We start from the raw sequence: 24,470 nt of genomic DNA, 5'->3' as shown, positions 1-24,470 counted from the left end.
AAATCGCATTTAAGGCTCGCCACGGCGGGCCTTTTTTGCTAAATTTTCGTTACTATGGCAACTATTCCTACCCGCAAAGACAATCTCGTTATCGAGAACATTCGCCCAAGCATTGAGGGCGGCCGTTTTATGCTCAAGCGCGAACCGGGCGACACCGTCACGCTTACCGCAGACATTTTCCGCCACAGCCACGAAAAGTATGACGCGGCGATTTTCTACCGCCACGATTCCAAGAAAAAATGGGAAAAGGCTCCCATGCATTTTGTCGATAACGACCAGTGGGAAGGTTCCTTCACGGTCAACAATATCGGCTACTACGAATACAAGATTTGCGCCTGGACCATCGAGCCCAAGGACGAGCCCACGGAAAGCCCCGTGATGAAACTTCGCGTGGATCCTTCTTACGCACGCATCGGTACTTGGTACGAGATGTGGCCCAAGAGCCAGGGTACCGACCCCACCAAGAGCGCCACCTGGAAGGACTGCGAAAAGCAACTGGACTATATCGCAAACCTCGGCTTCGACACCGTTTACCTGGTGCCTATCCACCCCATTGGAGTTACCAACCGTAAGGGCGCCAACAACGCCTTGCACGCCAAGGTGGACAAGAAGGGCAAGCCCCTGGAACCGGGATGTCCCTATGCCGTGGGAAACAAGAACGGTGGCCACTACGACGTGGACCCCGAACTGGGAAGCATGAAGGACTTCGAGCACTTTGCCAAGGCCGCCCGCAAGAAGGGCCTGCGCCTCGCACTCGACATCGCCCTGAACTGCAGCCCCGACCATCCGTACGTAAAGAGCCACCCGGAATGGTTCTACCACGAACCGGATGGCAGCATCAAGTTTGCCGAAAACCCGCCCAAGAAGTACGAAGACATCTACCCCTTCGACTACTACAACAAGAACTATAAGGCCCTGTGGCAGGAAATCGAAAACATCATCCTGTTCTGGGCAGACAAGGGCGTCGAAATCTTCCGTATCGATAACCCGCACACCAAGCCCTTCCCGTTCTGGGAATGGCTCATTGCCGACGTCAAGGAAAAGCGCCCGGAACTGGTGTTCCTCGCTGAAGCATTCACCCGCCCGAAGATGATGCATCGCTTGGCCAAGTCCGGCTTCGACATGAGCTACACGTATTTTGCCTGGCGCTCTGCCAAGTGGGAATTCGAACAGTACCTCAAGGAACTGACCCAGAGTGATGCCAAGGAATACATGCGCGGCATCTTCTTCCCCACCACTCCGGATATCTTCCCGAAGTACCTGGCCTACAAGGGCCCGAACGCCTTCAAGCAGCGCTACTTCTTGGCCGGTACGCTTTCTAGCCTCACCGGCATGTACAACGGCTACGAGCTCTGCGAAAACATTCCGAGTCCCATCAAGGAAGAATTGCAGGACAGCGAAAAGTACCAGTACAAGGTCCACAACTGGGCTGGCCCTGGCATTCAGGACTTCGTGCGTCGCGTGAACACCGCCCGCCAAGAACACATTGCCTTGCAGGAATACGACAACCTTGACTTCCACTACTGCGCCAACGACCAGTTGATGGTGTATTCCAAGAAGTCCGGCGAAGACGTAATCCTCTGCGTATGCAACATGGACATGGACAACGCCCAGGAAGGCATGGTAGAACTGGACATGAGGAAGCTCGGCCTGAACGACGATTCCTTCTTCTTCTTGCGTGACCTGATTACCGACGAAAGCTTTGTCTGGCGCGGCAACAAGAACTTTGTGCGCCTCGACCCGAACAAGGCTCCCGGCCACCTGTTGGTGCTCAAGAAGATCTAGTCTTCAACAAATTATTCTCAGGACGGTTTCGCAACCGTCCTTTTTTATATATATTAAAAGCATGATTGACATTTATTCGCTTGCTAAAAATCCGCTGGTTTTCCAAAAGCAAAGAACCATCACCTCGGCATATATTGATGTTTCGGGCAAGATGGGCATTGCTCAGACCGTGCTCATGGTGCAGGACAACTTCACCGAAAATTTCGGTGCCCTCAAGATGGACAACTTCTGCGTCAACGAAAAGGGCGGTTACTGGGCCATTTATAAAGCCAAGTTCAAATTTTTCCAGCGTCCCTACTGGCGCGATAAAGTTGTCACCACTTCGTTCCCCGCCGACAACGCCCCCATTCGCACTTACGAAAACACCGCCGTTACGACGGTCGATGGCGAACCGATCATTCTCGCCGTCCAGGAAGCCTGTTGCCTCAACCTGGAAACACACCGTCCAATGAAACTTTCTGCGGTGGACTTTCCTGCAGAAGGCGCCCCCGAGCCCTTCATGGATAACAAGTTTACCAAGTTTGCCGTGGAGCCCGAAGAATACCAGGAAGTGTACCGCCAGAAGGTGCTTCCCCAGCACATCGACATGTCCCACCACATGAACAACATCGAATACGTGAAGCTTTCACTGAACGTGTTCAGTGCCGCCGACATCGAGCTCTGCATTCCCTCTATGCTGGAAGTTCATTTCTTGGGCGAAACCCGCGAAGGCCAGGAAGTTACCGTTTACCGAGCCGACAAGCGTGGCGCCACCTACATGAAGATTGAAGACGAATCAGGTCGTCTCGTTTTCGAAATGAAGTTAAAAATGAAATAACTAAAATTCGCGGAAAAATTCCGGACGATGGAAATCCGGTTTTTCAGTTTCAATATCAAAGGCGCTCAGGTAATGGGGCGCCTTCGCCTTATCGGCGCACTTGTAAAGATTGCCTTTTAGCGTAACACCTTCAAAGTTTTTAAGCCCGAAAATAGATGCCGGAATCTGGACTGTCATGCCCCAGCAAACCAGATTCCCGGCAACACTGGCAAGTTCCTTGGCACGAACCACCGAATTGATTTCCGCCGGAGAAAGCTTGGTGCGGGAATGGCGATCGGGTCCCTTTGCCGCAAGCAGGTAGCCGCGGCATGTGGTTTCAAAGTTGAAGTATTCCGCAGGGTTTGCCGGATTCTCTAAAAAAATCTCGACGCAGGAATCTTCCCAGCTGGAGCCGTTGTCTTCCATGACTTCGGCACGAAAACAGTCCGAAGGTTCTTCCACAGAAAAGCGGACAGTAAAGTAATCCGAAGAAAGATCCCATTCGGCAAAAACCGTCGGAAGGGATTTTCCTTGGTTTGCCACCCAATTCATATTCGGTTTCAAGAGCATGTTTAAAAGGTAGTAAAGTGATTAAAACAGTGTTTTAATCAGTGATTTAATCACTCCCCAGATTTTCGCCTTTAGCAAATTCATTGTTTTTCGGCAATATTTGGCAGTTGCAGAAATGGCACACTTTTTGCAAAACGGAATTGCTTCAAAAAAGCATAAACCAAACAAACTAGGAGGCCACAATGGCTGTAAAAGAAAAAACAATCGAAAAAGAAAAGAAAGAATGGAACGCTTCTGGTGCATTTGACTGTCTCGCCGTCACAAGTGTCCAGGTGTATCCTTTTCAGGAAGGCCCCTCTATGGGACATATCAAGGGCATTGCATCTGTCGTGCTGAACGATCAGTTCATGATCCGCGGGCTCCGCGTCATGGATGGCGAAAACGGCCTGTTCGTGGGCTACCCGGTGGATCCCTTTTTCAAGGGAGAAACATTCCGTTCCATTTGCAATCCGGTAACCCGCCAGCTTCGTGAACACATCGAAAACTGCGTCCTTGAAAAATACCAGGCTTCTATCGCATAGCAGGTCATTATGTTCCATCGAATCCGCTCTTATTGTCTGTTCGGTATCAAGGCGGTCCCGGTAAGCGTCGAGGTAGACGCTTCCCAGGGACTGCCGGGTTTCACCTTGGTTGGTTTGCCCGACAATGCAGTAAGAGAGTCTAGAGAGCGCGTCATTTCAGCCATTCGCTCCGTAGACAAAGTGGTGACGGGTTTCCGTACCACGGTAAACCTGTCACCCGCGGATTTGCGGAAAGAAGGGAGCGCCTTGGACTTGCCCTTGGCAATGGGGTTACTGACTGCAACCGGAGAGATTGAGGTTCCCGATTTGGAACACCTCGTTTTTGTAGGAGAACTTTCACTTGACGGTCAGCTGAAACCTATCCGAGGCGTTCTTTCCTTCGCCATGAGTTTGTCCGAAAAATCGAGAGATATTCTCGTGATTCCGAGAGCGAACGAACAGGAGGCATCCCTGGTCGAAGGCATTCGCTACGTATGCGCCGATACGCTCAAGGAATGCGTCGAAAAGATGGAAGGCGGGGCCGCCAACTCCGCCCTCTTGGCTAAAGGATTCAAAGATAAAAAGCAATACCTGAAAGCTCCCCATGACATACCGGACTTTAAAAACGTAGTGGGCATGGAAGGAGTGAAGCGGGCTCTCGAAATTGCCGCCGCCGGGGCCCACAACTTTTTGCTGGTGGGCTCGCCAGGAGCGGGCAAGACCCTGTGCGCCAAGTGCCTGCCGGGCATTCTGCCCGAAATGACAGAGCTTGAAATCCTGGAAACCTCCCGAATCCATTCTTGTGCTCGCTCCGCGGGAGATGCAGAAGATTTCAAGCCTGTCATGGTCCGCCCGTTCCGCACCCCTCACCACAGCGCTTCCATGGTGTCGCTGGTGGGAGGTGGCACCCGGCTAAAGCCGGGTGAGGCGAGCCTCGCCCACAACGGAGTCCTGTTTCTAGATGAACTGCCGGAATTCAACCGCAGCGTTCTGGAAGCTTTACGCGAGCCTATGGAAGAGGGCCAGATTTCTATCAGCCGCGCAAGCGGTACGGTCACTTGGCCCGCAAGGTTCATGATGGGGGCCGCCATGAATCCCTGCCCCTGCGGCTACGCCATGGACCCGAAACGAGCCTGCACCTGCCTGCCCGAGGCACGTAAACGCTACCAAGAAAAAATCTCGGGCCCGCTCCTGGACCGCATCGACATCCAAGTGAGCGTACCGCCCGTCGAAGCCTCGCAATTCGGCAGAAAGGCCCTCGCCGAGTCTTCGGCGGAAATACGCAAGCGTGTTTGCAGCGCTCGCGAAATTCAGCGCAGGCGCTTCGCCAGCACCCCGTTCAAGACAAATGCAGAAATGTCTTCGGACTTTGCCAAAAGTAGCTGTAGGCTTTCTGCAGAAACCGAAAAGTTCGCCATCAACGCCGCCGACCGAATGGGCCTCAGCGCCCGCGGCTATTACCGACTATTAAAGGTCGGCAGAACCATTGCCGACCTTCGAAATTCAGATTCAGTTGAAATTTTAGACCTTTCAGAAGCTTTGCGCTACCGTGCATTTAGAAGCTGAAGCAATAAACGCATTACTAGCACTTCTTGAAATGTATGGATTCTCGCCCTCGGCGAAAATGACTAGCGGATAATCTTGATGCTGGACTCAGCACCCGCACTTTGCGGAATCGCCAAGGGCTTGCGGACAGAAACCTCAGCCGCAACAGTCTTGGGGTAGTGGTTCAAGATATACTTGGCCGTTTCGACGACCAGGGTTTCTTCTAACTGGAAAGACGACCTGCAGACAAAATCCTGCACGTCGTCAGCAAGTTGCACATAATCAATAGAATGGGCAAGATCTTCATTTCGGGCGGCCAGGGAAAAATCCAGCCACACCGAAACATTCATTATAACCGGCTGCACATTTTCGCGCTCGTACGGAAGCGTACCAATAATGCAGTTGAATTCCAAATCACGTATTGTGATTTTTCCGGTTTCGACTACCATACGAAGAGTACGACAGCACCTGCGATGGATGCGGCGGAAATGCCGAACCAGATGTTACGGGCAGTGGTGTAAGAATCCTGAGTCTTCTTGTTCTCATCGATACGATTCTGCAGGCCACGCAAATCCTGTGATTGCACGTAGGACAGCATGATATCTTCGCACCTGGAATCGCCTTCGCACTTTCTCTTCATTAACTTGCTCAAGTCGTTCAGTTCATCGTAAGCGTCCTTGGCTTCGTTAGCCTTGGTATGCTGCATGACACCGACCACGGCGGCAGTCACAGCCAAAGCGGAAAGACCGACTGCCGTCCAGAAACGGACTTCGTCTGCAATACCGAAACGATCGCCCACGTCCTTGGCGGCATCACTAGCGGCATAATCACGATTGTCAGCAGTATTGTCAACCGGAGCAGAAGTCTTGTAAGAAGAGTAGTCGTCATCGTCATCTTCTTCTTCGCAGTCCGGATCGTATTCGTCACATTCCTGAGCCTTGCTGCTAGGAACAGCAGGAGCGGCAGCAACAGTTTCTTCTTCGTCTTCGCTGGCAGCAGCGGCAGATTCGTCACCCTTGAGGGTTACCGGAGAGCCATCGATATACACAACTGCGGTGGAAAGACCGGGAGCGTAAACAGCCTTACCGTCGAAATAAACCTTTTCGACATCCTTGTCGGCAGCGGCACCGCGACGAGTATAGAGCTTAGCGTTAACGAGCTTGGAGTAGTCAACGCCTTCGGCGGTCATCGGAGTCATGGACGAAAGGTCACCCTTGCCACCCTGGTAAAGCTGGTAAGAGGTTTCGGATTCGCCAAACGGATCTTCAAACTTTTGACGAACAACCAAACGGCCAGACTGCAGAGTTGCAACTTCATCTGCCGGAGCGACCTTCAGTTCGCCACCAAATTCAGCAACAATGTAATCATCGGGAGTGCCCGCATCTTTAGCGGAAAATTCTTCGATATCGTATATACCGGCAAAAGCGGATACGACGGACAGGCAAAGGACCATCAAAAGTGAACGTTTCATTTATTACTCCAAAAGGTCTAATTTTTGTTGGAAATATATAAAAAAATGTGAACAAGTGCACTAAAATAATGCTTTAATAATATACAATCGTACACATAACGTTCTCCCCGAGTTCAATGTTTATCAATGTTTACACTCAAAGCGCAGATTGTCAAAAAAGTGTGATTTAGCCACGCTCTCGCCGCAATACAGATAGAGACCAATCGCCCACTAAAATTGCTATATTTTCCCGCGTAAAATTTTAACCCTAAAAAGAGGATTGCTACAATGGCAAAGCTTTCTATCGAAGATCTCGAACTCGCCGGCAAGCGCGTGTTCATCCGTGTCGACTTCAACGTTCCGCAGGACAAGGTGACTGGCGAAATCACCAACACCAAGCGTATCGAAGCCGCTCTCCCGACCATCCAGTATGCTCTCGACAAGGGTGCAGCCGTCGTGCTCGCTTCCCACCTGGGACGCCCGAATGGCGAAAAGAACATGAAGTACACGCTCGCTCCGGTTGCCAAGAAGCTCGAAGAACTCATCAAGAAGCCGGTGAAGTTCCTTGCTGACTGCGTTGGTCCGGAAGTCGAAGCCGCCTGCGCCGCTATCAAGCCGGGTGAAATCATCCTCCTCGAAAACCTCCGCTTCCACATCGAAGAAGAAGGCAAGCGCAAGATCAAGAACGCCGATGGCACCGAAACTAAGGAAAAGGCCGACAAGGAAGCCGTGAAGGCCTTCCGCGCAAGCCTCACCAAGCTCGCTGACGTCTATGTGAACGACGCTTTCGGTACCGCTCACCGCGATCACTCTTCTATGACTGGTGTTGAACTGCCGCAGCGCGCTGCCGGTTTCCTCATGAACAAGGAACTCAAGGCATTCGACCAGGTTCTCAACAATCCTCCGCGTCCGTTCCTCGCCATCCTCGGCGGTGCCAAGGTCGCTGACAAGATCCAGCTCATCAACAACCTCCTCGACAAGGCCGACAAGATCATCATCGGCGGTGGCATGGCATTCACCTTCAAGAAGGTTCTGAACAACATCGAAATCGGTTCTTCTCTGTTTGACGAAGAAGGTGCCAAGCTCGTTCCGGAACTCATGGCCAAGGCCAAGGCTGCTGGCAAGGAAATCATCCTCCCAGTTGACTACATCGCTGCCGACAAGTTCGCTGCCGACGCTGCTACCAAGGCTGTCTCTGACGCCGAAGGCATTCCGGCTGGCTGGATGGGCCTCGATGTGGGCGCTGAATCCACCAAGCTCTTCGTGAACGCTATCAAGTCTGCAAAGACCATCGTTTGGAACGGTCCTGCTGGCGTGTTCGAATTCGAAGCCTTCGAAAAGGCTACCAAGGCTATGGCTGACGCTATCGTCGAAGCTACCGCTGCTGGCGCAATCACCGTGATCGGTGGTGGCGATACCGCTACGGCTGCCAAGAAGTACGGCGCTGACAAGAAGGTGACCCACACCTCTACGGGTGGTGGCGCTTCGCTCGAACTCCTGGAAGGAAAGGTGCTTCCGGGCGTCGCAGTTTTGACTGATAAGTAATTTGTTTATTTGCGTCGCGATACGGCGTCACGAATCCGCTCGCCGTACGATTTGTACGGCTTCGGGCTTCGTTCCTTGTCTCGCTCGCAACTAACCAAATTCCTGCTTTTTAACCCTGCAAGTTTCTTGCAGGGTCTTTTTTTTCTAGACGAATAGTTTATTAGTTAAAGACTAATTTTGTGCTTGCGCAAATTCCTGACTATTATAAAGGCTCTGTTTTTTGCGGAGTTTTTTTATTTGAATAAACATTTTATATTATAGGCATGGCGAAGTTTTTGAGCAAGCATCTTGGTAAATTGGCTTTAATGACCGCAGCGGCGCTGTGGGCCAGTTGCAGCGACGCGAAAGAAGAAAAGGTCGACGAACACGCAACACCCAAAACTCAGGCTTCGCAATCGAAAGATATCCAAAACGCCATAAAAAACATCAACAAAAATGCAAACTCGAAATACCTACCGTCCCGCGAAATGGACACAAGTGGTGTTACAGCTCTTTATGGATGTATAAACTGCGAAAAAGCGCCCATTCAAGAGGATTCGGCAAAACTAGACTCCATTGTAGAACTTGTAGGATGCCTGTATGGTACTTGTGGCGGCGATGGCATTGCAACTAAAGCCAAGGGCAATGTGACAACACCCACTGAAAACGACATTTCTGTTGACGTAGATTCGTCCAATACTAAGTCTTTAATTTTGAAAGTTGTTCGGCAAAGAACTCCTGGTCTCCGCCATATTTACAACAAATATCTAAAGATTCGAGAGAACGATAAAAAGCCGAGTTTCAAAGGAACGATTGTCTTAAAACTTGAAATCGGTGATCTGGGCGCCGTAAGTAATGTTCTAGTCAAATCTACAACTACGAACTATCCAGAATTCGACGAACAAATCGCAAAAGCGGTGAGCCGGTGGAAATTTCCGCAAGCCAAACATGTCGGATCAATCACGATTCCTTTGACATTCCAGGAAAGCAAATAGTTTTCTGATTTTGCAATCACGTGTTTGCACTCTTTAATTTTTAGTTTTGTATATTGCATTTTAGAAATCTTTAACAAGGAACATCTTATGTCTATTGCAGAAATTTCAAAGCAGTTTCATGCGGACAAGCGCGGCAATTGCGCCATGTCTGTAGCGTATGGTTATGCTCGTGCAACGGGCAAGTCCGAGGCAGAGGCAATGGATGTTGCCGAGACGTTCCGCAATTTTGGTGGTGGCAAGGCCCCGAACGGTTCCTGCGGCGCGCTCTATGCGGCAAAGATGATGCAGCCGGACCATGCCGACGCTATTGAAGACTTTTTCAAGCGTGGCGCCCAGAACTTTACCAAGTGCAGTGAAATTCGCCCGAACAAGATTATCCCCTGCAACCGCTGTGTGGAACTTGCAGGCGAAGCGCTTGACTTTTTAGAGAAATAGCAACTACTTCGCTTTTTTCTTTGCTGTCGAGAGCCGTTTGAATTCGGCTCTCGCTTTTTTCATGTCGGCGAGGAAGGTTTCGTCGGCGTGCAGACGGGCAAAGCAGCCTGCAATAATCGCCTTGGAGGCTTCGATATCGCTTTGCCAGTGGTAGCCCGCAATCACACGGCTTTGGCCCCATTCGTAGCCGTATTTCAAAATGGCATCTTGTGCGGCGGGGTTGATTTCAGCAAGCAATAAAGCCATCGCCCATCCGCGAACCGTATGGCCCGAGGGGTAAGAACCGTTTGTTCTATGTTCTTCTTCGAACTGCGGTAAAAGCGTTGGTTCGTTAAAATACATGAAGGGGCGCGGTCTCATATAATGTTTTTTCGGGGCACGCCCCGCAAGGCGCATCGTCAACACGCCGCGCTTGACCACATAAAAGATTGCCGGAGTTTTCTTTTCCGAGATTTCCATACCAAAGGCTTCGCTGAACATGGCCATCATCTCGGCCACATCCACGGTCGCCTGGGCAATTGCTAGGGCGGCACGGGCAGAATCGACCCGCATGGCCTTGCCCCACTTATACTGCGCCACATCGTAGGCAAAGGCGGCAGAACCCGTATCAGGCGGAGCAGGGTAAAATTCCAGTGCATTCGGAAGATCTTCGGCTCCCATGTACAGTTTGACATCGTCGGCAGCAATGCAAAACACCGCGCTGCATACTACAAGCGCAAATAAAATTTTCTTCATAATCATTATCGGACTTCTAATTGAGTGAACGATTTGTAATGATCAGAGGTATAGTAGATAACGCAATCGCTTTCGTAGACCAAGCGCTTGTTACCACGGTTATCACTAAAGTAATCTACATCAGCCTCATAATAAGAACCCTTTGGTAAAAGGCCTTCCTTATTGCCAAAAGAATCTCCGCCTATCATCACGCCGAGTGTTGTCCACGGGTTAAAATTCCATTTCTCAAATGTTTTACCCGTTTCAGATTCGTAAAGAGCGATTCCCTCTTTTTGCGTGATATAATTGTCCGGCAACTTATCAAACTTGCACAAGTAAGCGGCCACGGAATCCTTGGTCGTATATAGGCCAGACTCCTCCACCGCCTCGTAGATGCTCTTTGCGGAGCTACTTGAAGACTTCTTTTCCTTGCTAGAAGATGACGTTTCCGTTTTGCTACTAGAAGAAACAGATCTTCTTCCATAAGATTCTTCATCGTCGTCACTGGAAATAGTCGGCGTGGAGCAGGCCGCAAAGAATGCAGTCAATGCACCGGCAAGAAAAATTTTAAGCGAAACAGCCTTCATCATGCCTTAAATATATGAAAATATAATGTCGCCGAGTTGAGACAACAAGCATAAGCTTGTTGCCGAAACGAAGGGCGACCAAAGACTGACTAATCCTTTTGGAGTTCTCTAATATCTTTGGTCGCTATGATTAAGCACAAGCTTGTGGTTCACATGAGCTTCTACAACGTTCACCACGTAGTCGCCCATCTTTTCGAAGTCGTTAATCAAGTCCATGTAATGCACGCCCATCTGGTAGCTGTAACGTTGGGCATTGATATCATCGACATTCAATTCCTTGAGCATTTTGCGGTAATCGTTGACTTCGAATTCCAAAGTCATGATCGACTTCGGATTCACATTCGGCTGTCCCTCAACCACGGCCTTCATTTGTTCAAGCATCTGATCACAGAGTTTCACCATGCCATCAATTCGGCTGTACTGTTCTTCGGTGAAGTCTTCTTCGCTCTTGAATTTGCGATTGATGACTCGAGCCATATTGAAGCAGGCATCGCCAATACTTTCAATTTCAGAAATTTCGCGAAGCATGCACTGGAGAGCCGTTTTACTTTCAGGGCTCAAGCGGCCTTCGCTCACCTTATTCAGGTAGTTTCCGATTTCAATTTCAAAACTATCGCTAATGCCTTCGTACTTTTCGATGCGTGCAAAGAGCTTTGAGAATTCGTCTTCATTCGTCATTCTGAGAAGTTCCGGAATCATGTGGAACATCTTCTGGGTCTTTTCAACAAACAAGTTGATTTCTTTGCGAGCTTCAAAAAGCGAAAGTTCTGCGGTGCTCATAAGGCCACCACTGATAAACTTGATCCTGAAATCTTCGCCATCTTCTTTTTCGCGGATAATCTTGCAGATAAGCTTTTCCATGGGCTTGATGAACCAAATCAAGAGCAGCACGTTGCACAGGTTGAATGCGGTATGGAATCCGGAAAGGGCATAAGTCACGCGGACACCGGCCTGGGCGATTTCTTCTTGGCTTTGCGGCACAAAAGTCGGATCGAAGCCCACCACATTGCAAACCATATTCACGAAGGGATTGAAAATGATAAGTACCCAAATTACGCCGAATACGTTGAAGAGCATGTGAGCGAGAGCGGCGCGCCTTGCCTGCGTACTCGCCGAAAGGGCGGCCAAATTCGAAGTCACCGTGGTACCGATGTTTTCACCCATCACAAGGGCAATACCCTGGTAAATCGGGAGCACACCGCTGCTGCAAAGGATAAGCGTAATGGCCATGATGGCTGCAGAAGACTGCACGCACATGGTAAGAATGCCGCCCAACAACAAGAACAGAAGCGTACTGAAAATGCCCCAGCCACCGGTCGTTGCAAAGAAGTTGATAATCGTTTCGTTATGGGCCAAATCCATAGCCACCGCATTTTCGCGGAGGGTAGTAAGACCAAGGAACATGAAGGCAAAGCCGAAAATGAATTCACCAAAGCTACGCACGCCATTCTTACGCACATACGAAAGCGCAATGCCCAAGCCGAAAATGGGCCACACGAAGCTGCTCATGTTGAACTGGAAACCGAATATGGACATAATCCACGCCGTAGCCGTGGTACCGATGTTTGCGCCCATAATCACAGGAATTGCCTGTTTGAGCGTCAACAAGCCTGCGTTCACGAAGCTCACCGTCATCACGGTCGTCGCAGTCGAAGACTGCACCGCAGCGGTAACGAAGGTACCTGTCAAAAGTCCGCCCACGCGATGCTTGGTCATGGTTCCGAGAACGGCGCGCAGGTGGCCACCCGTAAGTTTCTGCAAGCCTTCACTCATCGTCTTCATGCCGAACATGAGGAGCGCAAGGCAACCGATCATTTTTAAAATTGCAAGAATCATAAGACCTTATTCTGTTTTGAAAATGAGTTAAAATTGATTCGAATTTCTGTGCCGAAGCCCACCGTAGAATTCAAGTGAATCGTTGCGTGAAGGACTTCTGCAATATGCTTGACGATGGCTAGGCCGAGGCCCGTGCCACCCGTTTCTTTGGAACGGCTCTTGTCGACGCGATAGAACCGTTCGAAAATGCGGGACTGGCTTTCTTCGGGGATTCCGATACCGGTATCTTTGACCACGAGGGCATTGGGTTCAACGAGAACCACCACCTTGCCGCCCGATTCCGTATAGCGAATCGCGTTATCCACCAAGTTGAAAAGCATTTCATACGTGAGTTTTGAATTGCCCAAAATCTCGGCGGAGGAATCGCCATCCAGCGAAAGCTGAATCGACTTTTTGTTCGCATTCAGAATCAGCCCTTCGATACAGCTGTGAGCCAGATTCCAAAGGTTGATTTTTTCGCTGAGGTCAAAAGGTTCGCTTTCAAGGTCATTAAGCTTGGAAAGCGTAATGATATCGTTAGCAATGGACTGAAGGCGTTTTGCCTCTTTATGAATCTTGCCCGCAAACATCTTGACGTCTTCGGGCTTAGCCATATCGTTTTCAATGAGTTCCGCATAGCCAGAAATTGAGGTCAGCGGAGTTTTCAATTCGTGAGAGGCATTGGCCGTGAATTCGTCTTTCAAGTGCGAAATCTTCTGCTTTTCGCTAGATAGCTGTTCGATGGTCAGCTGGAGTTCAAGATCCTGCTTACGAATGGTATTTACAAGCGGTGCAATTTCCTTGTAAGCGTTCTCAATATTCATCTGTTCCGGCGTTCCCAACTGGTCCACCAACTTTTGGAGCGGGCTGATGAAGGCGCGACTCAAACCGATGGCGATTAAAATGGCGGCCAGAACGATTGCCGCAAGCAGCACAATAAGGTAGGGAATCGTCTTGGAATAAGCCTGCTGCAAACTAGCCTGGCGCGTGCCGAGACGCAGCACATTGCCGTCATTCAAGCGCTTGGCAAAATAGAAGGCATTCGCCTGCAGCGTCGAAGAATAACGCAAGTCTTCGCCAGAACCTTTCGCAAAGGCATCCACCACTTCTTTACGGTCAAAGTGGTTTTCCATCTTGCTCGCTTCGGCATCGCTATCGTAAAGGATTACACCCGTAGAATCAATGAGCGTAATGCGAAGTTCTTTGCTTGCAAAAGGAGCAAGTTTTTGCGGATTTTCGTTGAGAGAATTGTTGGTGTAAGCGGTTTCGACAAGGTGCAGTTTTTCGCGCAGGTGAATTTTAAGCTGTTCAGCCATTTCATCTTCAAAGACCTGCGTCGTGAAGATTACTGCAAATAAGGCGGCCAAGACGCCCATGTAGATCAAGCTATATCGTATTCGATCTTTCATTGCGCCTTGTAGCCCACATTGCGTACGGTTTGAATGACCGAGCTCTGTTCGCCTAATTTTTGTCGAAGGGTTTTAACGTGCATGTCTACCGTTCGGGTATCCATCTTGAAGTCGATTCCCCAGATTTTTTCAAGAATCTGTTGTCTCGAATAGACTAGCCCCGGATGCGACATCAAAAGTTTCAAAAGTTCGTATTCTTTGTAGGTCAGGTCCACCACTTCACCGCTAACGGTTACGACGCGTGTTCCTTCATCAATCACAATGCCGCCAAGCGAAATCTGCGCAGATTCTACCGGTTCCAGTTTCAAGCCACCCGCACGGCGCAACAAAGCACGCACGCGGGACACAAATTCCAAAATTCCGAAAGGTTTGGCAATGTAATCGTCGGCCCCCAAGTCAAAGCCCTTCACCTTGTCCAATTCGGAACTTTTGGCGGTAAGCATGATGATGGGAACGTTCTTGGTGTTTTCTTGGGTGCGAAGACGCTTCAAAATGCTCAGACCGTCTTCTCCGGGCAACATGATGTCAAGAATGAACAAGTCAGGGACCATCTCCTTGACTTCTTCGTCCAAGGCTTTTCCACTTTCAAACGCCTTGGACTCAAAACCGCTGCTCTTGAGAGCATAGACTTCTAATTCGCGGATTTCGGCATCATCTTCGACAATATAAATCATGTTCACACCTGCGAATCTACAATAGCAAGATAAAAAGACTCACGACTTTATGCAATGCCTAAAGTAGCGGATTAGCAAAGACTTTGCCCGCACTTTACACAGACTTTACAAATCAAAGCCTAAGCAATAGGTATAAAATGCCTGCGGAACTTGCCGAGTTGAGGCAACAAGCACAAGCTTGTTGTCGAAACGAAGGACGACCAAAGACTTACTAATCCTTTTGGAGTTCCCAAATATCTTTGGTCGTTATTATTAGTTTTCAAGTTTCTTGTTCACGTGAGCTTCGACCACATTCACCACGTAGTCGCCAAGCTTTTCGCAGTCATTCACCACATCCATATAGTGCACGCCCATCTGGTAGCTGTACTTCTGCGATTCAATGTCTTCCACGTTCTTGCCCTTGAGCAACTTGCGGTAGTCATTGATTTCGTGTTCAATGTTCAAAGTACGGTTCGCATCGGCCTGCGGTTCGTCGGCAATGACAGCAATCATGTGCGTCATGGCCTTATCGCAGAGCGCCATAATGTGCTTGATGCGGCTGTACTGTTCTTCGTTAAAGTCATCCTTGCTCTTGAATTTGCGATTGATAGCGCGGGCCATGTTGTAGCAGGCGTCACCAATGCTTTCGATTTCAGAAATTTCGCGGAGCATGGACTGAATGGTCACCTTACTTTCAGGGCTCAAGCGGCCTTCGGCCACCTGGTTCAAGTAATTAGCGATTTCGATTTCCATATTGTCGCTAATGCCTTCGTACTTTTCAATGCGGGCAAAGAGCTTCACAAAGTCGTTTTCCTCCTTCATTTCAAGAAGGTCGGGCACCATGCGGAACATTTTCTGCGTGCGGTTAGCGAACAAAATGATTTCCTTATGGGCTTCGAGGAGCGAAAGTTCGGGTGTACCCATGAGGCCAGAGCTGATAAAGTGAAGGCGGGAATCCTCTTCTTCTTCGGTGGTCTTGGGCTTGATTACGCGGCAAACGAACTTCTCGATAAACTTGATAAACCAAATCTGGAGGAAGGTATTGGACACGTTAAAGGCGGAGTGGAAGGAGGCAAGCACCACGGAAATCTTTGCGAGGTTTGCGGCATAGCCTTCGTCGCCCGGGTGAATGGAAAGATCGTAGCCCACCACATGGCAGACGGCAGCGAGGAACCACTTGAGGACAATCACCACCCAGATCACGCCGATAACGTTGATGGTAAAGTGAGCGAGAGCGGCGCGGCGGGCCTGCGTATTGGCCGAAAGCGCCACGATGTTTGCGGTAATTGTAGTACCGATGTTTTCGCCAAGCACCAGCATAATGCCCTGGTCAATGTGAAGCACGCCGGTGGAGCAAAGAATCATCGTGATGGCCATGATGGCTGCAGAAGACTGCACGCAAAGGGTCAGCACCGTACCCATGACCAAGAAGAACAGGGAGTTGAAGAAGTTCGGGTCGCTGAAGTTGGCGAAGAACGAACTGATGGAAGCACTTGCGTCAGGATCCTGCACAATGGTAAAGCCGGTTTCCTTAAGAGTCGTAAGACCGAGGAAGAGGAAACCCACACCGAACAGGAATTCGCCCAAGACGCGCTTCTTGTTCATGTACACCAAAATGATGCCCACGAAGAAGGCCGGGTAAACAAAGTTAGCGATGTTGAACGAGAACCCAAGGCTCATAATCCATGCGGTAACCGTCGTACCGATGTGAGCGCCAAGGATAATCGAGATGGCCTGCACCAGTGTCAAAAGTCCCGCATTAACAAAAGAGACCGTCATCAACGTGGTGGCGGTCGAACTCTGTACTGATGCTGTGACGAACATGCCGGTGAGCATACCCGTGAAACGATTCGTGGTCATGGTACCCAGCACATGTCTGAGCTGCGGACCAGCCATCTTTTGGAGAGCTTCGCTCATGGACTTCATGCCGAACATGAGCAGGGCTAAGCAGCCCAACATTTTAAACGCCATCCATGCCATATAATAGGACCTTCCTATGAAGCGCCACTACCGGATCATCGTCGCTGCCTTTCAGCTAGTTCGGGCTCATGGCGGTGAATTGTTATTTGTAAAAGCTGCGTAAAAATATAGTAAAGCAAAAACAACCCCACATTACACGTGGGGTTATAAAAAGGAGAAATATTTATTACAAGTAAAGTCCCCGTAAAATGACGGGGACTTTTGTCTCAAAAATTAGCGGATATTCACAAGTCGAGTCGCTTTTCCGCTGCGGACAAGATATTGACCGGCACGTGGCAACGAAAGCGACACAGCCCCACCATGGGAACGAACCGACTTGACCAGGCGACCATGCATATCAAACACCATCACCGGCTTATTTTCAAGCAAGCCCGCTACCGACAGTTCACGGCCACGAACTTCAACAGACAGCTGAGGCAGTAGGTTCACGATTTCCAGCACCGGAGTCGTACCGCCATGTTCGCCGCCGTTGCCGTTTTCACCATCGGGTTCCTCAAAGATGAGCCCCGTCCAATCCTTTTCCAAGAAAACAATCTTGTAAGAGGTTTCCGCTTCAGCAAAGGAAACGGCAATGCCCTCCACAGAACAGGCCGTCGTCGTATCACTGTTAAATACAGGCAAGCAACCCTTCGATTTCCAGAGGGTATCACCCTGAGAGAAATCTTCAAACGCTTCTGTGGTTTTCATATCTTCAAAGGTCACAGCCTCGTTATTCATAATAACCGACACAGAATCCATCGGGGCCGGATAAGACGCAACCGGATCAGCACTCAAACCGCCTTCATACCAAATTTTTCGAACCGCATAATAACCATTCTCAATATGTCCCACAGCGGTGCCGACATCATTACCCTCCAGTTCCGCAATCATGTTGTATCCATGACTGATTATTGTTTTTTCAGAGGTCCCAACCAAGCCGACCAGGCCGCCCGAAATTTTACGCGAACCTTTTTTCAAGACATTGAGAACAGAGCCGCGGTTATAGACATCCTGAATAATGCCACCATCAGCAAACCCGACAAGGCCACCCGCATACGCTTCGGTCACAGAGGAATCAATATAGACAGGACCATAATTAAACGATTCCGCCAAGAGGGATTGCCCCAATCTCGATCCATCCGAACCAGCAGAATCTCCAGCAAGGAAGCCTATCAGGCCTCCCGCATAGGAATATTTACCAGACATCACATGGACCTGTCCCCAGCTTCTAGCATCGGTCACGTTTGTTACTGATGCGCCCCCTATAACACCGCCAGCCACAGCCATGCCAGACTTAGCCTTGGCCTCCACATACCCTGTATTAGAGCCATCCACCAAATTATTCTTCAAGTCCATACCCACAATACCACCGGCAAACACATTACTGTCACCCGCAGCGAGAACCGTACCCGAATTTGCAACATGACCAATAAAATGGGGGCATTTCAAACAGGCTTGGGCCATTCCCACAAAGCCACCGGCAACAGGACCTTCTACACGACCGGAATTATAACTGTTCACGACATAGCCAGTCGAGGACCCGGCAAGTCCACCCGCAAAGCCTTCATCTGCCTTTACCCAGGTATTTTCATTAGAACTGTTATAAATCCCCTGCGAGTAACCCATATCCGTTACAATACCGTTCTCTGCCACAAGGCCGCCCACAAGTTGAGATCCATGAACGACACTATTACGGACAGTTACATAGGCTACGGCACCGGCATAGCTTGTAATCGCAATCGCAGCAGCAGGTTTCCCCTCATCGTTTTCAAAGCGGCTATTGGCAATTGTCAGATTCATAACGACACCATTGTCGATACAATAGAACATTGCCATATCGCGATCCATGCCATAAATGGTGTGACCGTTTCCGTTGAACACCGTTTTCAGGCAACCCTGATCGGTACGGGTCTTCTTCTTGGTCGACAGGTGGAGAGAATCCTTTCCCAGCACGATGTCGTTCATCAGCATCACATTGAAATACGAGTAGTTAGAAGGGCTTTCCAGAAGACCGCGCAACTCGTCAGCCGTATAGACCAGGTAGAAGAGCGAATCGTTGATGCGCTTGTAATGGGGCAGCAACGAGCCCTCGTCATCCCTATAGGTAAAATCATTTTTAGACAAGCTATCAATCGAGAGAATCGGGTAGCCACCACGGCGTGTCCATATCTTGCGGTCAGCAACGGAACCGTTCCTGGAATTCAGCAATGCAACAATGCCGTCATTCAGCAATTCCGCAGTCTTCTTTTTCGCTTTTGTCAACGAGGCTGGTTCCGCCGAGTCAATCTTTGCATCGACAGAATCGCCACAAGCAGAGACATTCACCAAAGAGGCATCATAGTATGCATTGGATGGAGCCCAGGCAGAACGCAGCTTACCCACAACGCCACCCACGTAACGGCCTTCCAACTTAGAAGCCGCACTATAACCGTTCTTGATTTTACTGGTCACATAATACTGATGACCTACGATGCCACCCACATAGCTGATGCCGTCACCCTTCGCAACCACGTTTCCACGGTTATACACATCGCTAATGGTAGTGGAAGAATTGTACCCTATAACACCACCCACTTCAAGATTCCGAGAATACTCCGCATTGACAAACTCGCCCGACACATTGCCGTAGTTAAAGGACTGCGACACCAATTCCTTGTCCGAGGATCCCGAAGACTCCGTAAAACCCATCACTCCGCCGACATGAATCCAATAGTCCCCCTCGGCAGAAACACTACCACGATTCTTCAACTGCGAATAGCCCGACAAATACGGGTTTGCCGCACCATAACCGACAACGCCTCCCGTCGAAACTTCAAGCGCCCTGCCGCTCGTTACCGCCTCGACCTTGCCCTTGTTCAGGGCATTGAAAAGTTCGATGCTCGAAGCATTTCCCAAGACGCCAGCGACCTTGGCCGTTCCCTTGACCGCACCGGCCTCGATTCCCGCAAATATATCTCCCTTGTTGAACAGGTTGTGGCATTCATAGATTTCCGACGTGCCATGCAAATCACCGACGATTCCTCCCACCGAATAGAAAATCGAGGAATACTTGTCCACACCTTCTGTCGGAGCAATCAGTTTCGAAGTCACGCTTCCTTCGTTGCTCGAATTAAGGACGGTTCCATCTACAAAACCGCCAACGCCACCGACATACAAAGAGAGACCCGTCGCCAAGGACTTCACCTCGCCGCGGTTGTGGCACTGGTTGATGGCAATGCCAGTCTTGTATACGATATAGCCGGCGATGCCACCGATATATTTATTGGCGTCAGCGTCCTGGTTCTGGAGCGTTACAGAGGCGGAGTTCGTACAATTCTGGACAGTGCCCCTTGCATTGGCCACAATGCCACCTACATATCCAACCCCCTTAACAGAGCCCCCAATCATATTGCTATTGACAATATAGGCGGGGTCAGAACTCTGCTGGTACATGCAGGCCGCAATTCCACCCACATAATACTTGCCCCGGACCTGAGTATTGATGACATTGACATTCCGAATCACCCCCAGATTTTCTCTCGCAACAGAGGCCACATACATGACCGTATCGCCGCCAAAGGAACTGTTCGCAATGTTGAGATTTATAACATAGCCATCGCCCTGGCCAATCGTATTGAACAACGGATTCACCGCATTTAGGCCATAGATGGTATGCCCCCTGCCATCGAAAGTGCTCTGGAAATACGCTTTCTGCTTCTGGTGATTCAACACCTTTTCGCAAAGCTTACTCGTATCGGCTCCAAACACAATGTCATTTTTCAGGTAGGCGTGGACTTTGTAAATATCCTCTTCAGCCAGCACCGATTCCAAATAGCCCACCAATTCTTCGGCAGACGTAATCTCGTAGAACAGCGTATCATTCTGCTTGACAGTCTTAGGGACCTTCGCAGAGCCATTCCAAGCAGCAAAAGAGACCTGAACAAAAACGAACAGGGCGATAAACGCGAACAATCTTTTAGACATCAAGTCCTCCTAACTTAAGATTGTTTGAAATATAAAATTTTTAGAGTTTGTCTAAACTTTCCAGTCGCAGAAATTCTTGAGCATGGCAAGCCCCACGTCGCCACTCTTTTCCTGGTGGAACTGGGTTGCAACCAAATTATCACGGCCGACCATTCCCTGGAAGGTCTGCGCACCGTAAGTCGTCTCGGCAAAAGCGTATTCTGCAGGTACCACCGGATGGTAGGAGTGCACGTAATAAAAGTCGCTACCGCTGCGGATACCCTTCATAATCGGGTGCTCGCGGGTAAAATTCACCTGATTCCAGCCCATGTGCGGAATCTTGAGCCCCGGTTCATCCTTAAAGCGCACCGCCTTGCCGGGAATAAGACCGAGGGTCTTGACGCCACCGTCTTCTTCACTCTCTTCCAGAATAATCTGGCAGCCGATGCAAATACCCAGCACAGGATTACCCGCCTTCACCACCGCCTTAATGGCTTCTCCAATGCCCGTACGGGTAAGGGTTTCCATGGCAGAGGCGGCAGCACCCACGCCCGGGAAAATCAGGCGGGAGGCCTTGGCGATTTCGTCCGCATCGCGGCTAGACTTGGCCTCGGCACCAATGTGGGCAAGGGCGTTCATCACCGATGTCAGGTTACCGGCATTGTAATCAACCACGATAATAGGATTTGCGGACATAAAAACCTCTTTTTTCGCAGACAAAGATAGAAAGATTCCGGCACAAGGCCGGAATGACGAATTAAAGACTACGCACCATGGCAACAGCCTGGCTGGCAATACCTTCGCCGCGACCCGTAAAGCCCAACTTTTCGGTAGTCGTACCCTTGATGCCAATCTGCTTGATATCCAGACCCAGCACGCGGGCAATATTCGCCTTCATCTGATCTTTGTGCGGATTCACCTTCGGGCGTTCACACATCACGATGCTATCGATGTTGATGATTTCGTAACCGGCTTTGCGGACTTCTTCGCCTACCTTGCGCAACAGTTCCAGGCTATCGGCGCCCTTGAACGCAGGATCCGTATCCGGGAAGTAGGTACCGATATCGCCGAGACCCGCGGCGCCGAGCAGAGCATCGCTAATGGCGTGCAGCAACACATCGGCATCGCTGTGACCGAGGAGTCCCTTTTCGTACGGGATGTCTACCCCGCCGATAATGCACTTGCGGCCTTCCACCAACTTGTGAACGTCAAAACCGATACCCGAACGATAAATTTTGTCCATAATTTTTTCCTTTTTTATTCCACTGAAAATTTAAGAAAATGAACAAGAAGAGATTCCCGCCTTCGCGTGAATGATACAGAAAAAGCCCGCCCCTGAAAAATAATTCAGGGAACCAGGCTTCAATTATCTTTTATACGCCAGCAGTTACTTTGCCGTGGCAGCGTCGATTTCAGCGTAGGCCTTGTCGGCAGCCGCACGGATCTTGTTCTTCTGAGCCTCGCTTATCGCATCAGAATTCTGCAGCGACTTGAGGTATTCATTCACCAAGTCGGTTCCAAGGGTCATAACACCGTAGACTTTGAACTGACCATCTTCAGTCGTTTCAATCTGCACATCCGTGAGTGTTGCGCCGTTCATACGGGTATCAATGATTGCCTTAGAAGCACTCTGGAAGTGTTCAGCGACATCGCCACCCACATCTTCCTTGAAGTTCTTGGTAAGGGCCTTCATACGCACGTCAAGTTCGCGGGCAAGGTCAACACGAGCATTCTGGTCGGCCTTTTCCATAGCGATCTGTTCGTCCTTGGAAACGCCAATACCCATACCCGCAGGAATTTTCTCCTTAAGGTACTTCGTCTTGACCGCCTGCATTTCGAGAAGCTTATTCGCCGACTTTTCTTGCGGGGTACTTGCGCAGCCCGACATCATGGCAGCTAATGCTACCGCGGCCAATGTTGCGATTAACTTTTTCATAATGATTCTCCTTGTTAGGGTTTTTGTTTAAATTCTATTCAGATTTTGCATTTTCGACGCAACGGACAGAGAGTGCATACCACTTATATTCGGACGTGGTAAACTTAGGCTCATTATCATCATCTTCGCCAATACCAAACCTCTGCGCCGACGCATAATCTTGTTCTTCCGAAGTCCAATAATTCGCAGAATTATCGCAATCATCGTAGCCCAAAGCATCGGTACATTCGTCCCCTACATATCCCTTTCCACCAGCGGGGTATGCGTTAAACCCATAGGCATCCGAACCATTTTTACCATCGTGCCAAGCTGTCTTGGATTTAAGTACATAACCGCCACCTGATCCAAGTAATACAAATTCATCTATCGTGGGCAAATGCCATCCTTTGGGGCAAACTCCTCTCACCGGATAGCTAGGGGGAAAACACTCTTCCTTATCGCCACAATCTTTTCCGGTTTCACTATATAAAGCAGCACTATCCATAGCAGCACTCCACAAATACAAGCGACCGTACTTGTTACAGTTTTCAGCTTTATTATCCAAACAGAAACTGGAAGAGTCCTCTGTAGTGGTGGGCTGCAAATAGGCATAATTCAAGTTTTCCGCCATCCAGTTTTGGCTTCCAATTTTTATAGTCTTGTAAGTTTGTCCATCTCGATCATCCGTCAACGAGCCAAAGACTTCATAATCCTGTACACAACGCACAGAATAGGCTTCGGACTTAGAGTCTTCACGAACCTCTATTAACGGGCCCCAGCCTTCGGCTTCAACCATCGTTAAATCATTCGCAGCATATTTACTCACCTGGCTATTAGACCACATAAAAGCTTCCCAAGGCTGATAGCCATCATTTCCATTCGCAAGCCTTCCTGCTTGAACAACAGAAAAACCGAAGTCATCTGTGCCGGCATTTTTCCAAGTTTTCGTGGACTTCGCCTTCATTATATCACCACCAGTAATCGAAACGATTTCGCCAAGCTCCACCGCCGAAGGCAAATGGAACCCTTCAGGGCAAACACCACGAATCATTTCATAAGCCGGAGGGGCTTCACACAGCACTCTATTTCCGCAGCCTTTGCCTTTATCGCTAAAATTACCCGCACTGTCCATCGCAGCACCCCACGTGTACAGGCGACCGAACTTGGTACAATTATCCATTTTATCATTAAGGCAATAGCTATTTTCCGTTTCAAAATTCAGGTTCTGCGCCATCCAAACCCGGCCATTAATATTCACCGTCTTATACACCTGACCATCACGGTCATCGGTAATTTCGCCATAAGAAATATTCGGATTCAAATAAATATCTATCGAAAAAACAGAACTAGAAGATTCAACATTTTCCGAGGAGCTAGAAACGACCTCAGGAGATTCGCTACTAGAAACAGAACTAGAAGAAGAACCTTTCTTCGAAGAACTTGATTCCGATTTTTGTGAACTCGAAACAGGAACAACGACTTCAATCGTATCGCGGCTATCTTCAATTGTTTTTTGCGCCAACGAATCAATTATCTTTGAATCCTCGGAAGACAACGAAGAATCCTTCTTCAAATCATCCGCAGTTATTGCGCCCGACTTAATCGAATCAATCAAGCTCTGGCTGAGTCCATCCGATGTATCAACTTTTCCGTTCTTGATATCCTCTATAAGCTGACTCAAGGCTTCGTCTTCGGACATTTGAACGATTTCCTGGACGGTATCAAATTGTGCGACATAGTTCGAAGCACCCGGATCGAGCGGATTATCTCGATCACCGACATCTGTACAGGCAGAAAGAAGGAACACGGCAAGAAAAGCCACATGGATTCCCGCGGCAGCAATGCCCCATCGCAATGATGTAACCATATTACGCAT

Annotated in this window: 21 protein-coding genes; 7 read left to right on the top strand and 14 right to left on the bottom strand. The window is 49.4% G+C overall.

Going from position 1 to position 24,470, the window contains the following annotated elements; translation table 11 throughout:
- Positions 1–54 precede the first annotated feature (54 nt).
- The gene (locus tag ACJMNB_RS02075) at positions 55–1,785 is read left to right on the top strand and encodes a maltotransferase domain-containing protein (protein WP_405338487.1); all 1,731 of its coding nucleotides are present in this window, start codon (positions 55–57) and stop codon (positions 1,783–1,785) included.
- Positions 1,786–1,846: 61 nt separating this feature from the next.
- A complete protein-coding gene (locus ACJMNB_RS02070; protein ID WP_405338485.1) occupies positions 1,847–2,602 on the top strand; it encodes an acyl-[acyl-carrier-protein] thioesterase in 756 nt (251 codons plus the stop codon).
- Here the strand turns inward: ACJMNB_RS02070 and ACJMNB_RS02065 are convergent, their stop codons facing one another.
- Entirely contained in the window at positions 2,603–3,151 is a 549-nt protein-coding gene (locus tag ACJMNB_RS02065; RefSeq protein ID WP_405338483.1) for a carbohydrate-binding family 9-like protein, read from the bottom strand.
- A gap of 182 nt (positions 3,152–3,333) precedes the next feature.
- Here ACJMNB_RS02065 and ACJMNB_RS02060 point away from each other — a divergent pair, with 182 nt between their 5' ends.
- Both ACJMNB_RS02060 and ACJMNB_RS02055 read left to right on the top strand, forming a co-directional pair.
- The gene (locus ACJMNB_RS02060; RefSeq protein ID WP_405338481.1) at positions 3,334–3,672 is read left to right on the top strand and encodes a septation protein SpoVG family protein; all 339 of its coding nucleotides are present in this window, start codon (positions 3,334–3,336) and stop codon (positions 3,670–3,672) included.
- Positions 3,673–3,681: 9 nt separating this feature from the next.
- Entirely contained in the window at positions 3,682–5,217 is a 1,536-nt protein-coding gene (locus ACJMNB_RS02055; protein WP_405338479.1) for a YifB family Mg chelatase-like AAA ATPase, read from the top strand.
- A gap of 62 nt (positions 5,218–5,279) precedes the next feature.
- Here the strand turns inward: ACJMNB_RS02055 and ACJMNB_RS02050 are convergent, their stop codons facing one another.
- Together ACJMNB_RS02050 and ACJMNB_RS02045 are read right to left on the bottom strand one after the other, a co-directional pair.
- A complete protein-coding gene (locus ACJMNB_RS02050; protein ID WP_405338477.1) occupies positions 5,280–5,645 on the bottom strand; it encodes a dihydroneopterin aldolase in 366 nt (121 codons plus the stop codon).
- Positions 5,639–6,667: a hypothetical protein gene (locus tag ACJMNB_RS02045; RefSeq protein ID WP_405338475.1), complete on the bottom strand. Its 1,029-nt coding sequence runs from the start codon at positions 6,665–6,667 to the stop codon at positions 5,639–5,641. Before ACJMNB_RS02045 ends, ACJMNB_RS02050 begins: the two co-directional genes overlap by 7 nt.
- Positions 6,668–6,934: 267 nt before the next feature.
- Here ACJMNB_RS02045 and pgk point away from each other — a divergent pair, with 267 nt between their 5' ends.
- From pgk to ACJMNB_RS02030, 3 genes are all read left to right on the top strand, one after another.
- Entirely contained in the window at positions 6,935–8,191 is a 1,257-nt protein-coding gene (gene pgk / locus ACJMNB_RS02040; protein ID WP_405338473.1) for a phosphoglycerate kinase, read from the top strand.
- Between the two features lie 263 nt (positions 8,192–8,454).
- Positions 8,455–9,165, top strand: a complete 711-nt coding sequence (locus tag ACJMNB_RS02035; protein WP_405338471.1) for an AgmX/PglI C-terminal domain-containing protein — start codon at positions 8,455–8,457, stop codon at positions 9,163–9,165.
- 87 nt (positions 9,166–9,252) lie between these two features.
- Positions 9,253–9,600 (top strand): hypothetical protein, encoded by a 348-nt coding sequence (locus tag ACJMNB_RS02030; protein ID WP_405338469.1) that lies wholly within the window; start codon positions 9,253–9,255, stop codon positions 9,598–9,600.
- Between the two features lie 3 nt (positions 9,601–9,603).
- Here the strand turns inward: ACJMNB_RS02030 and ACJMNB_RS02025 are convergent, their stop codons facing one another.
- From ACJMNB_RS02025 to ACJMNB_RS01975, 11 genes are all read right to left on the bottom strand, one after another.
- On the bottom strand, positions 9,604–10,341 hold the full coding sequence (locus ACJMNB_RS02025) for an acid phosphatase (protein WP_405338467.1): 738 nt from the start codon (positions 10,339–10,341) through the stop codon (positions 9,604–9,606).
- Complete coding sequence (locus tag ACJMNB_RS02020; RefSeq protein WP_405338465.1) at positions 10,341–10,904, bottom strand: ribonuclease domain-containing protein; 564 nt, start codon at positions 10,902–10,904, stop codon at positions 10,341–10,343. Before ACJMNB_RS02020 ends, ACJMNB_RS02025 begins: the two co-directional genes overlap by 1 nt.
- Positions 10,905–11,009: 105 nt before the next feature.
- Positions 11,010–12,737, bottom strand: coding sequence for a Na/Pi cotransporter family protein (locus ACJMNB_RS02015; RefSeq protein ID WP_405338463.1), 1,728 nt, complete (start codon positions 12,735–12,737; stop codon positions 11,010–11,012).
- Positions 12,734–14,125 (bottom strand): ATP-binding protein, encoded by a 1,392-nt coding sequence (locus tag ACJMNB_RS02010; protein ID WP_405338461.1) that lies wholly within the window; start codon positions 14,123–14,125, stop codon positions 12,734–12,736. The genes ACJMNB_RS02015 and ACJMNB_RS02010 overlap by 4 nt, the downstream gene beginning before the upstream one ends.
- A complete protein-coding gene (locus ACJMNB_RS02005) occupies positions 14,122–14,799 on the bottom strand; it encodes a response regulator transcription factor (RefSeq protein ID WP_405338557.1) in 678 nt (225 codons plus the stop codon). The genes ACJMNB_RS02010 and ACJMNB_RS02005 overlap by 4 nt, the downstream gene beginning before the upstream one ends.
- Before the next feature lie 252 nt (positions 14,800–15,051).
- On the bottom strand, positions 15,052–16,758 hold the full coding sequence (locus ACJMNB_RS02000; protein ID WP_405338459.1) for a Na/Pi cotransporter family protein: 1,707 nt from the start codon (positions 16,756–16,758) through the stop codon (positions 15,052–15,054).
- Between the two features lie 213 nt (positions 16,759–16,971).
- The gene (locus tag ACJMNB_RS01995; RefSeq protein ID WP_405338457.1) at positions 16,972–20,700 is read right to left on the bottom strand and encodes a peptidase A26; all 3,729 of its coding nucleotides are present in this window, start codon (positions 20,698–20,700) and stop codon (positions 16,972–16,974) included.
- Between the two features lie 51 nt (positions 20,701–20,751).
- Entirely contained in the window at positions 20,752–21,375 is a 624-nt protein-coding gene (gene hisH / locus ACJMNB_RS01990) for an imidazole glycerol phosphate synthase subunit HisH (RefSeq protein WP_405338455.1), read from the bottom strand.
- A gap of 61 nt (positions 21,376–21,436) precedes the next feature.
- The gene (gene ispF / locus ACJMNB_RS01985) at positions 21,437–21,922 is read right to left on the bottom strand and encodes a 2-C-methyl-D-erythritol 2,4-cyclodiphosphate synthase (protein ID WP_088627170.1); all 486 of its coding nucleotides are present in this window, start codon (positions 21,920–21,922) and stop codon (positions 21,437–21,439) included.
- Positions 21,923–22,066: 144 nt separating this feature from the next.
- Positions 22,067–22,615 (bottom strand): hypothetical protein, encoded by a 549-nt coding sequence (locus ACJMNB_RS01980; RefSeq protein ID WP_405338453.1) that lies wholly within the window; start codon positions 22,613–22,615, stop codon positions 22,067–22,069.
- Positions 22,616–22,649: 34 nt separating this feature from the next.
- Positions 22,650–24,470 carry an FISUMP domain-containing protein gene (locus tag ACJMNB_RS01975; RefSeq protein WP_405338451.1) on the bottom strand — a complete coding sequence of 607 codons (1,821 nt, stop codon included), beginning with the start codon at positions 24,468–24,470 and terminating at the stop codon, positions 22,650–22,652.

Origin of the sequence: Fibrobacter sp. (assembly GCF_045131395.1) — a bacterium.
Lineage (GTDB): Bacteria > Fibrobacterota > Fibrobacteria > Fibrobacterales > Fibrobacteraceae > Fibrobacter.
The sequence above is the reverse complement of the archived record's forward strand: the minus strand, read 5'-3'. Positions and strand labels throughout refer to the sequence as shown.

Excerpts from the sequence above, each read along its gene's own strand:
- ACJMNB_RS02075 (WP_405338487.1), top strand. The coding sequence starts at position 55 with ATGGCAACTATTCCTACCCGCAAAGACAATCTCGTTATCGAGAACATT.
- ACJMNB_RS02070 (WP_405338485.1), top strand. The coding sequence starts at position 1,847 with ATGATTGACATTTATTCGCTTGCTAAAAATCCGCTGGTTTTCCAAAAG.
- ACJMNB_RS02065 (WP_405338483.1), bottom strand. The coding sequence starts at position 3,151 with ATGCTCTTGAAACCGAATATGAATTGGGTGGCAAACCAAGGAAAATCC.
- ACJMNB_RS02060 (WP_405338481.1), top strand. The coding sequence starts at position 3,334 with ATGGCTGTAAAAGAAAAAACAATCGAAAAAGAAAAGAAAGAATGGAAC.
- ACJMNB_RS02055 (WP_405338479.1), top strand. The coding sequence starts at position 3,682 with ATGTTCCATCGAATCCGCTCTTATTGTCTGTTCGGTATCAAGGCGGTC.
- ACJMNB_RS02050 (WP_405338477.1), bottom strand. The coding sequence starts at position 5,645 with ATGGTAGTCGAAACCGGAAAAATCACAATACGTGATTTGGAATTCAAC.
- ACJMNB_RS02045 (WP_405338475.1), bottom strand. The coding sequence starts at position 6,667 with ATGAAACGTTCACTTTTGATGGTCCTTTGCCTGTCCGTCGTATCCGCT.
- pgk (WP_405338473.1), top strand. The coding sequence starts at position 6,935 with ATGGCAAAGCTTTCTATCGAAGATCTCGAACTCGCCGGCAAGCGCGTG.
- ACJMNB_RS02035 (WP_405338471.1), top strand. The coding sequence starts at position 8,455 with ATGGCGAAGTTTTTGAGCAAGCATCTTGGTAAATTGGCTTTAATGACC.
- ACJMNB_RS02030 (WP_405338469.1), top strand. The coding sequence starts at position 9,253 with ATGTCTATTGCAGAAATTTCAAAGCAGTTTCATGCGGACAAGCGCGGC.
- ACJMNB_RS02025 (WP_405338467.1), bottom strand. The coding sequence starts at position 10,341 with ATGATTATGAAGAAAATTTTATTTGCGCTTGTAGTATGCAGCGCGGTG.
- ACJMNB_RS02020 (WP_405338465.1), bottom strand. The coding sequence starts at position 10,904 with ATGATGAAGGCTGTTTCGCTTAAAATTTTTCTTGCCGGTGCATTGACT.
- ACJMNB_RS02015 (WP_405338463.1), bottom strand. The coding sequence starts at position 12,737 with ATGATTCTTGCAATTTTAAAAATGATCGGTTGCCTTGCGCTCCTCATG.
- ACJMNB_RS02010 (WP_405338461.1), bottom strand. The coding sequence starts at position 14,125 with ATGAAAGATCGAATACGATATAGCTTGATCTACATGGGCGTCTTGGCC.
- ACJMNB_RS02005 (WP_405338557.1), bottom strand. The coding sequence starts at position 14,799 with ATGATTTATATTGTCGAAGATGATGCCGAAATCCGCGAATTAGAAGTC.
- ACJMNB_RS02000 (WP_405338459.1), bottom strand. The coding sequence starts at position 16,758 with ATGGCATGGATGGCGTTTAAAATGTTGGGCTGCTTAGCCCTGCTCATG.
- ACJMNB_RS01995 (WP_405338457.1), bottom strand. The coding sequence starts at position 20,700 with ATGTCTAAAAGATTGTTCGCGTTTATCGCCCTGTTCGTTTTTGTTCAG.
- hisH (WP_405338455.1), bottom strand. The coding sequence starts at position 21,375 with ATGTCCGCAAATCCTATTATCGTGGTTGATTACAATGCCGGTAACCTG.
- ispF (WP_088627170.1), bottom strand. The coding sequence starts at position 21,922 with ATGGACAAAATTTATCGTTCGGGTATCGGTTTTGACGTTCACAAGTTG.
- ACJMNB_RS01980 (WP_405338453.1), bottom strand. The coding sequence starts at position 22,615 with ATGAAAAAGTTAATCGCAACATTGGCCGCGGTAGCATTAGCTGCCATG.
- ACJMNB_RS01975 (WP_405338451.1), bottom strand. The coding sequence starts at position 24,470 with ATGCGTAATATGGTTACATCATTGCGATGGGGCATTGCTGCCGCGGGA.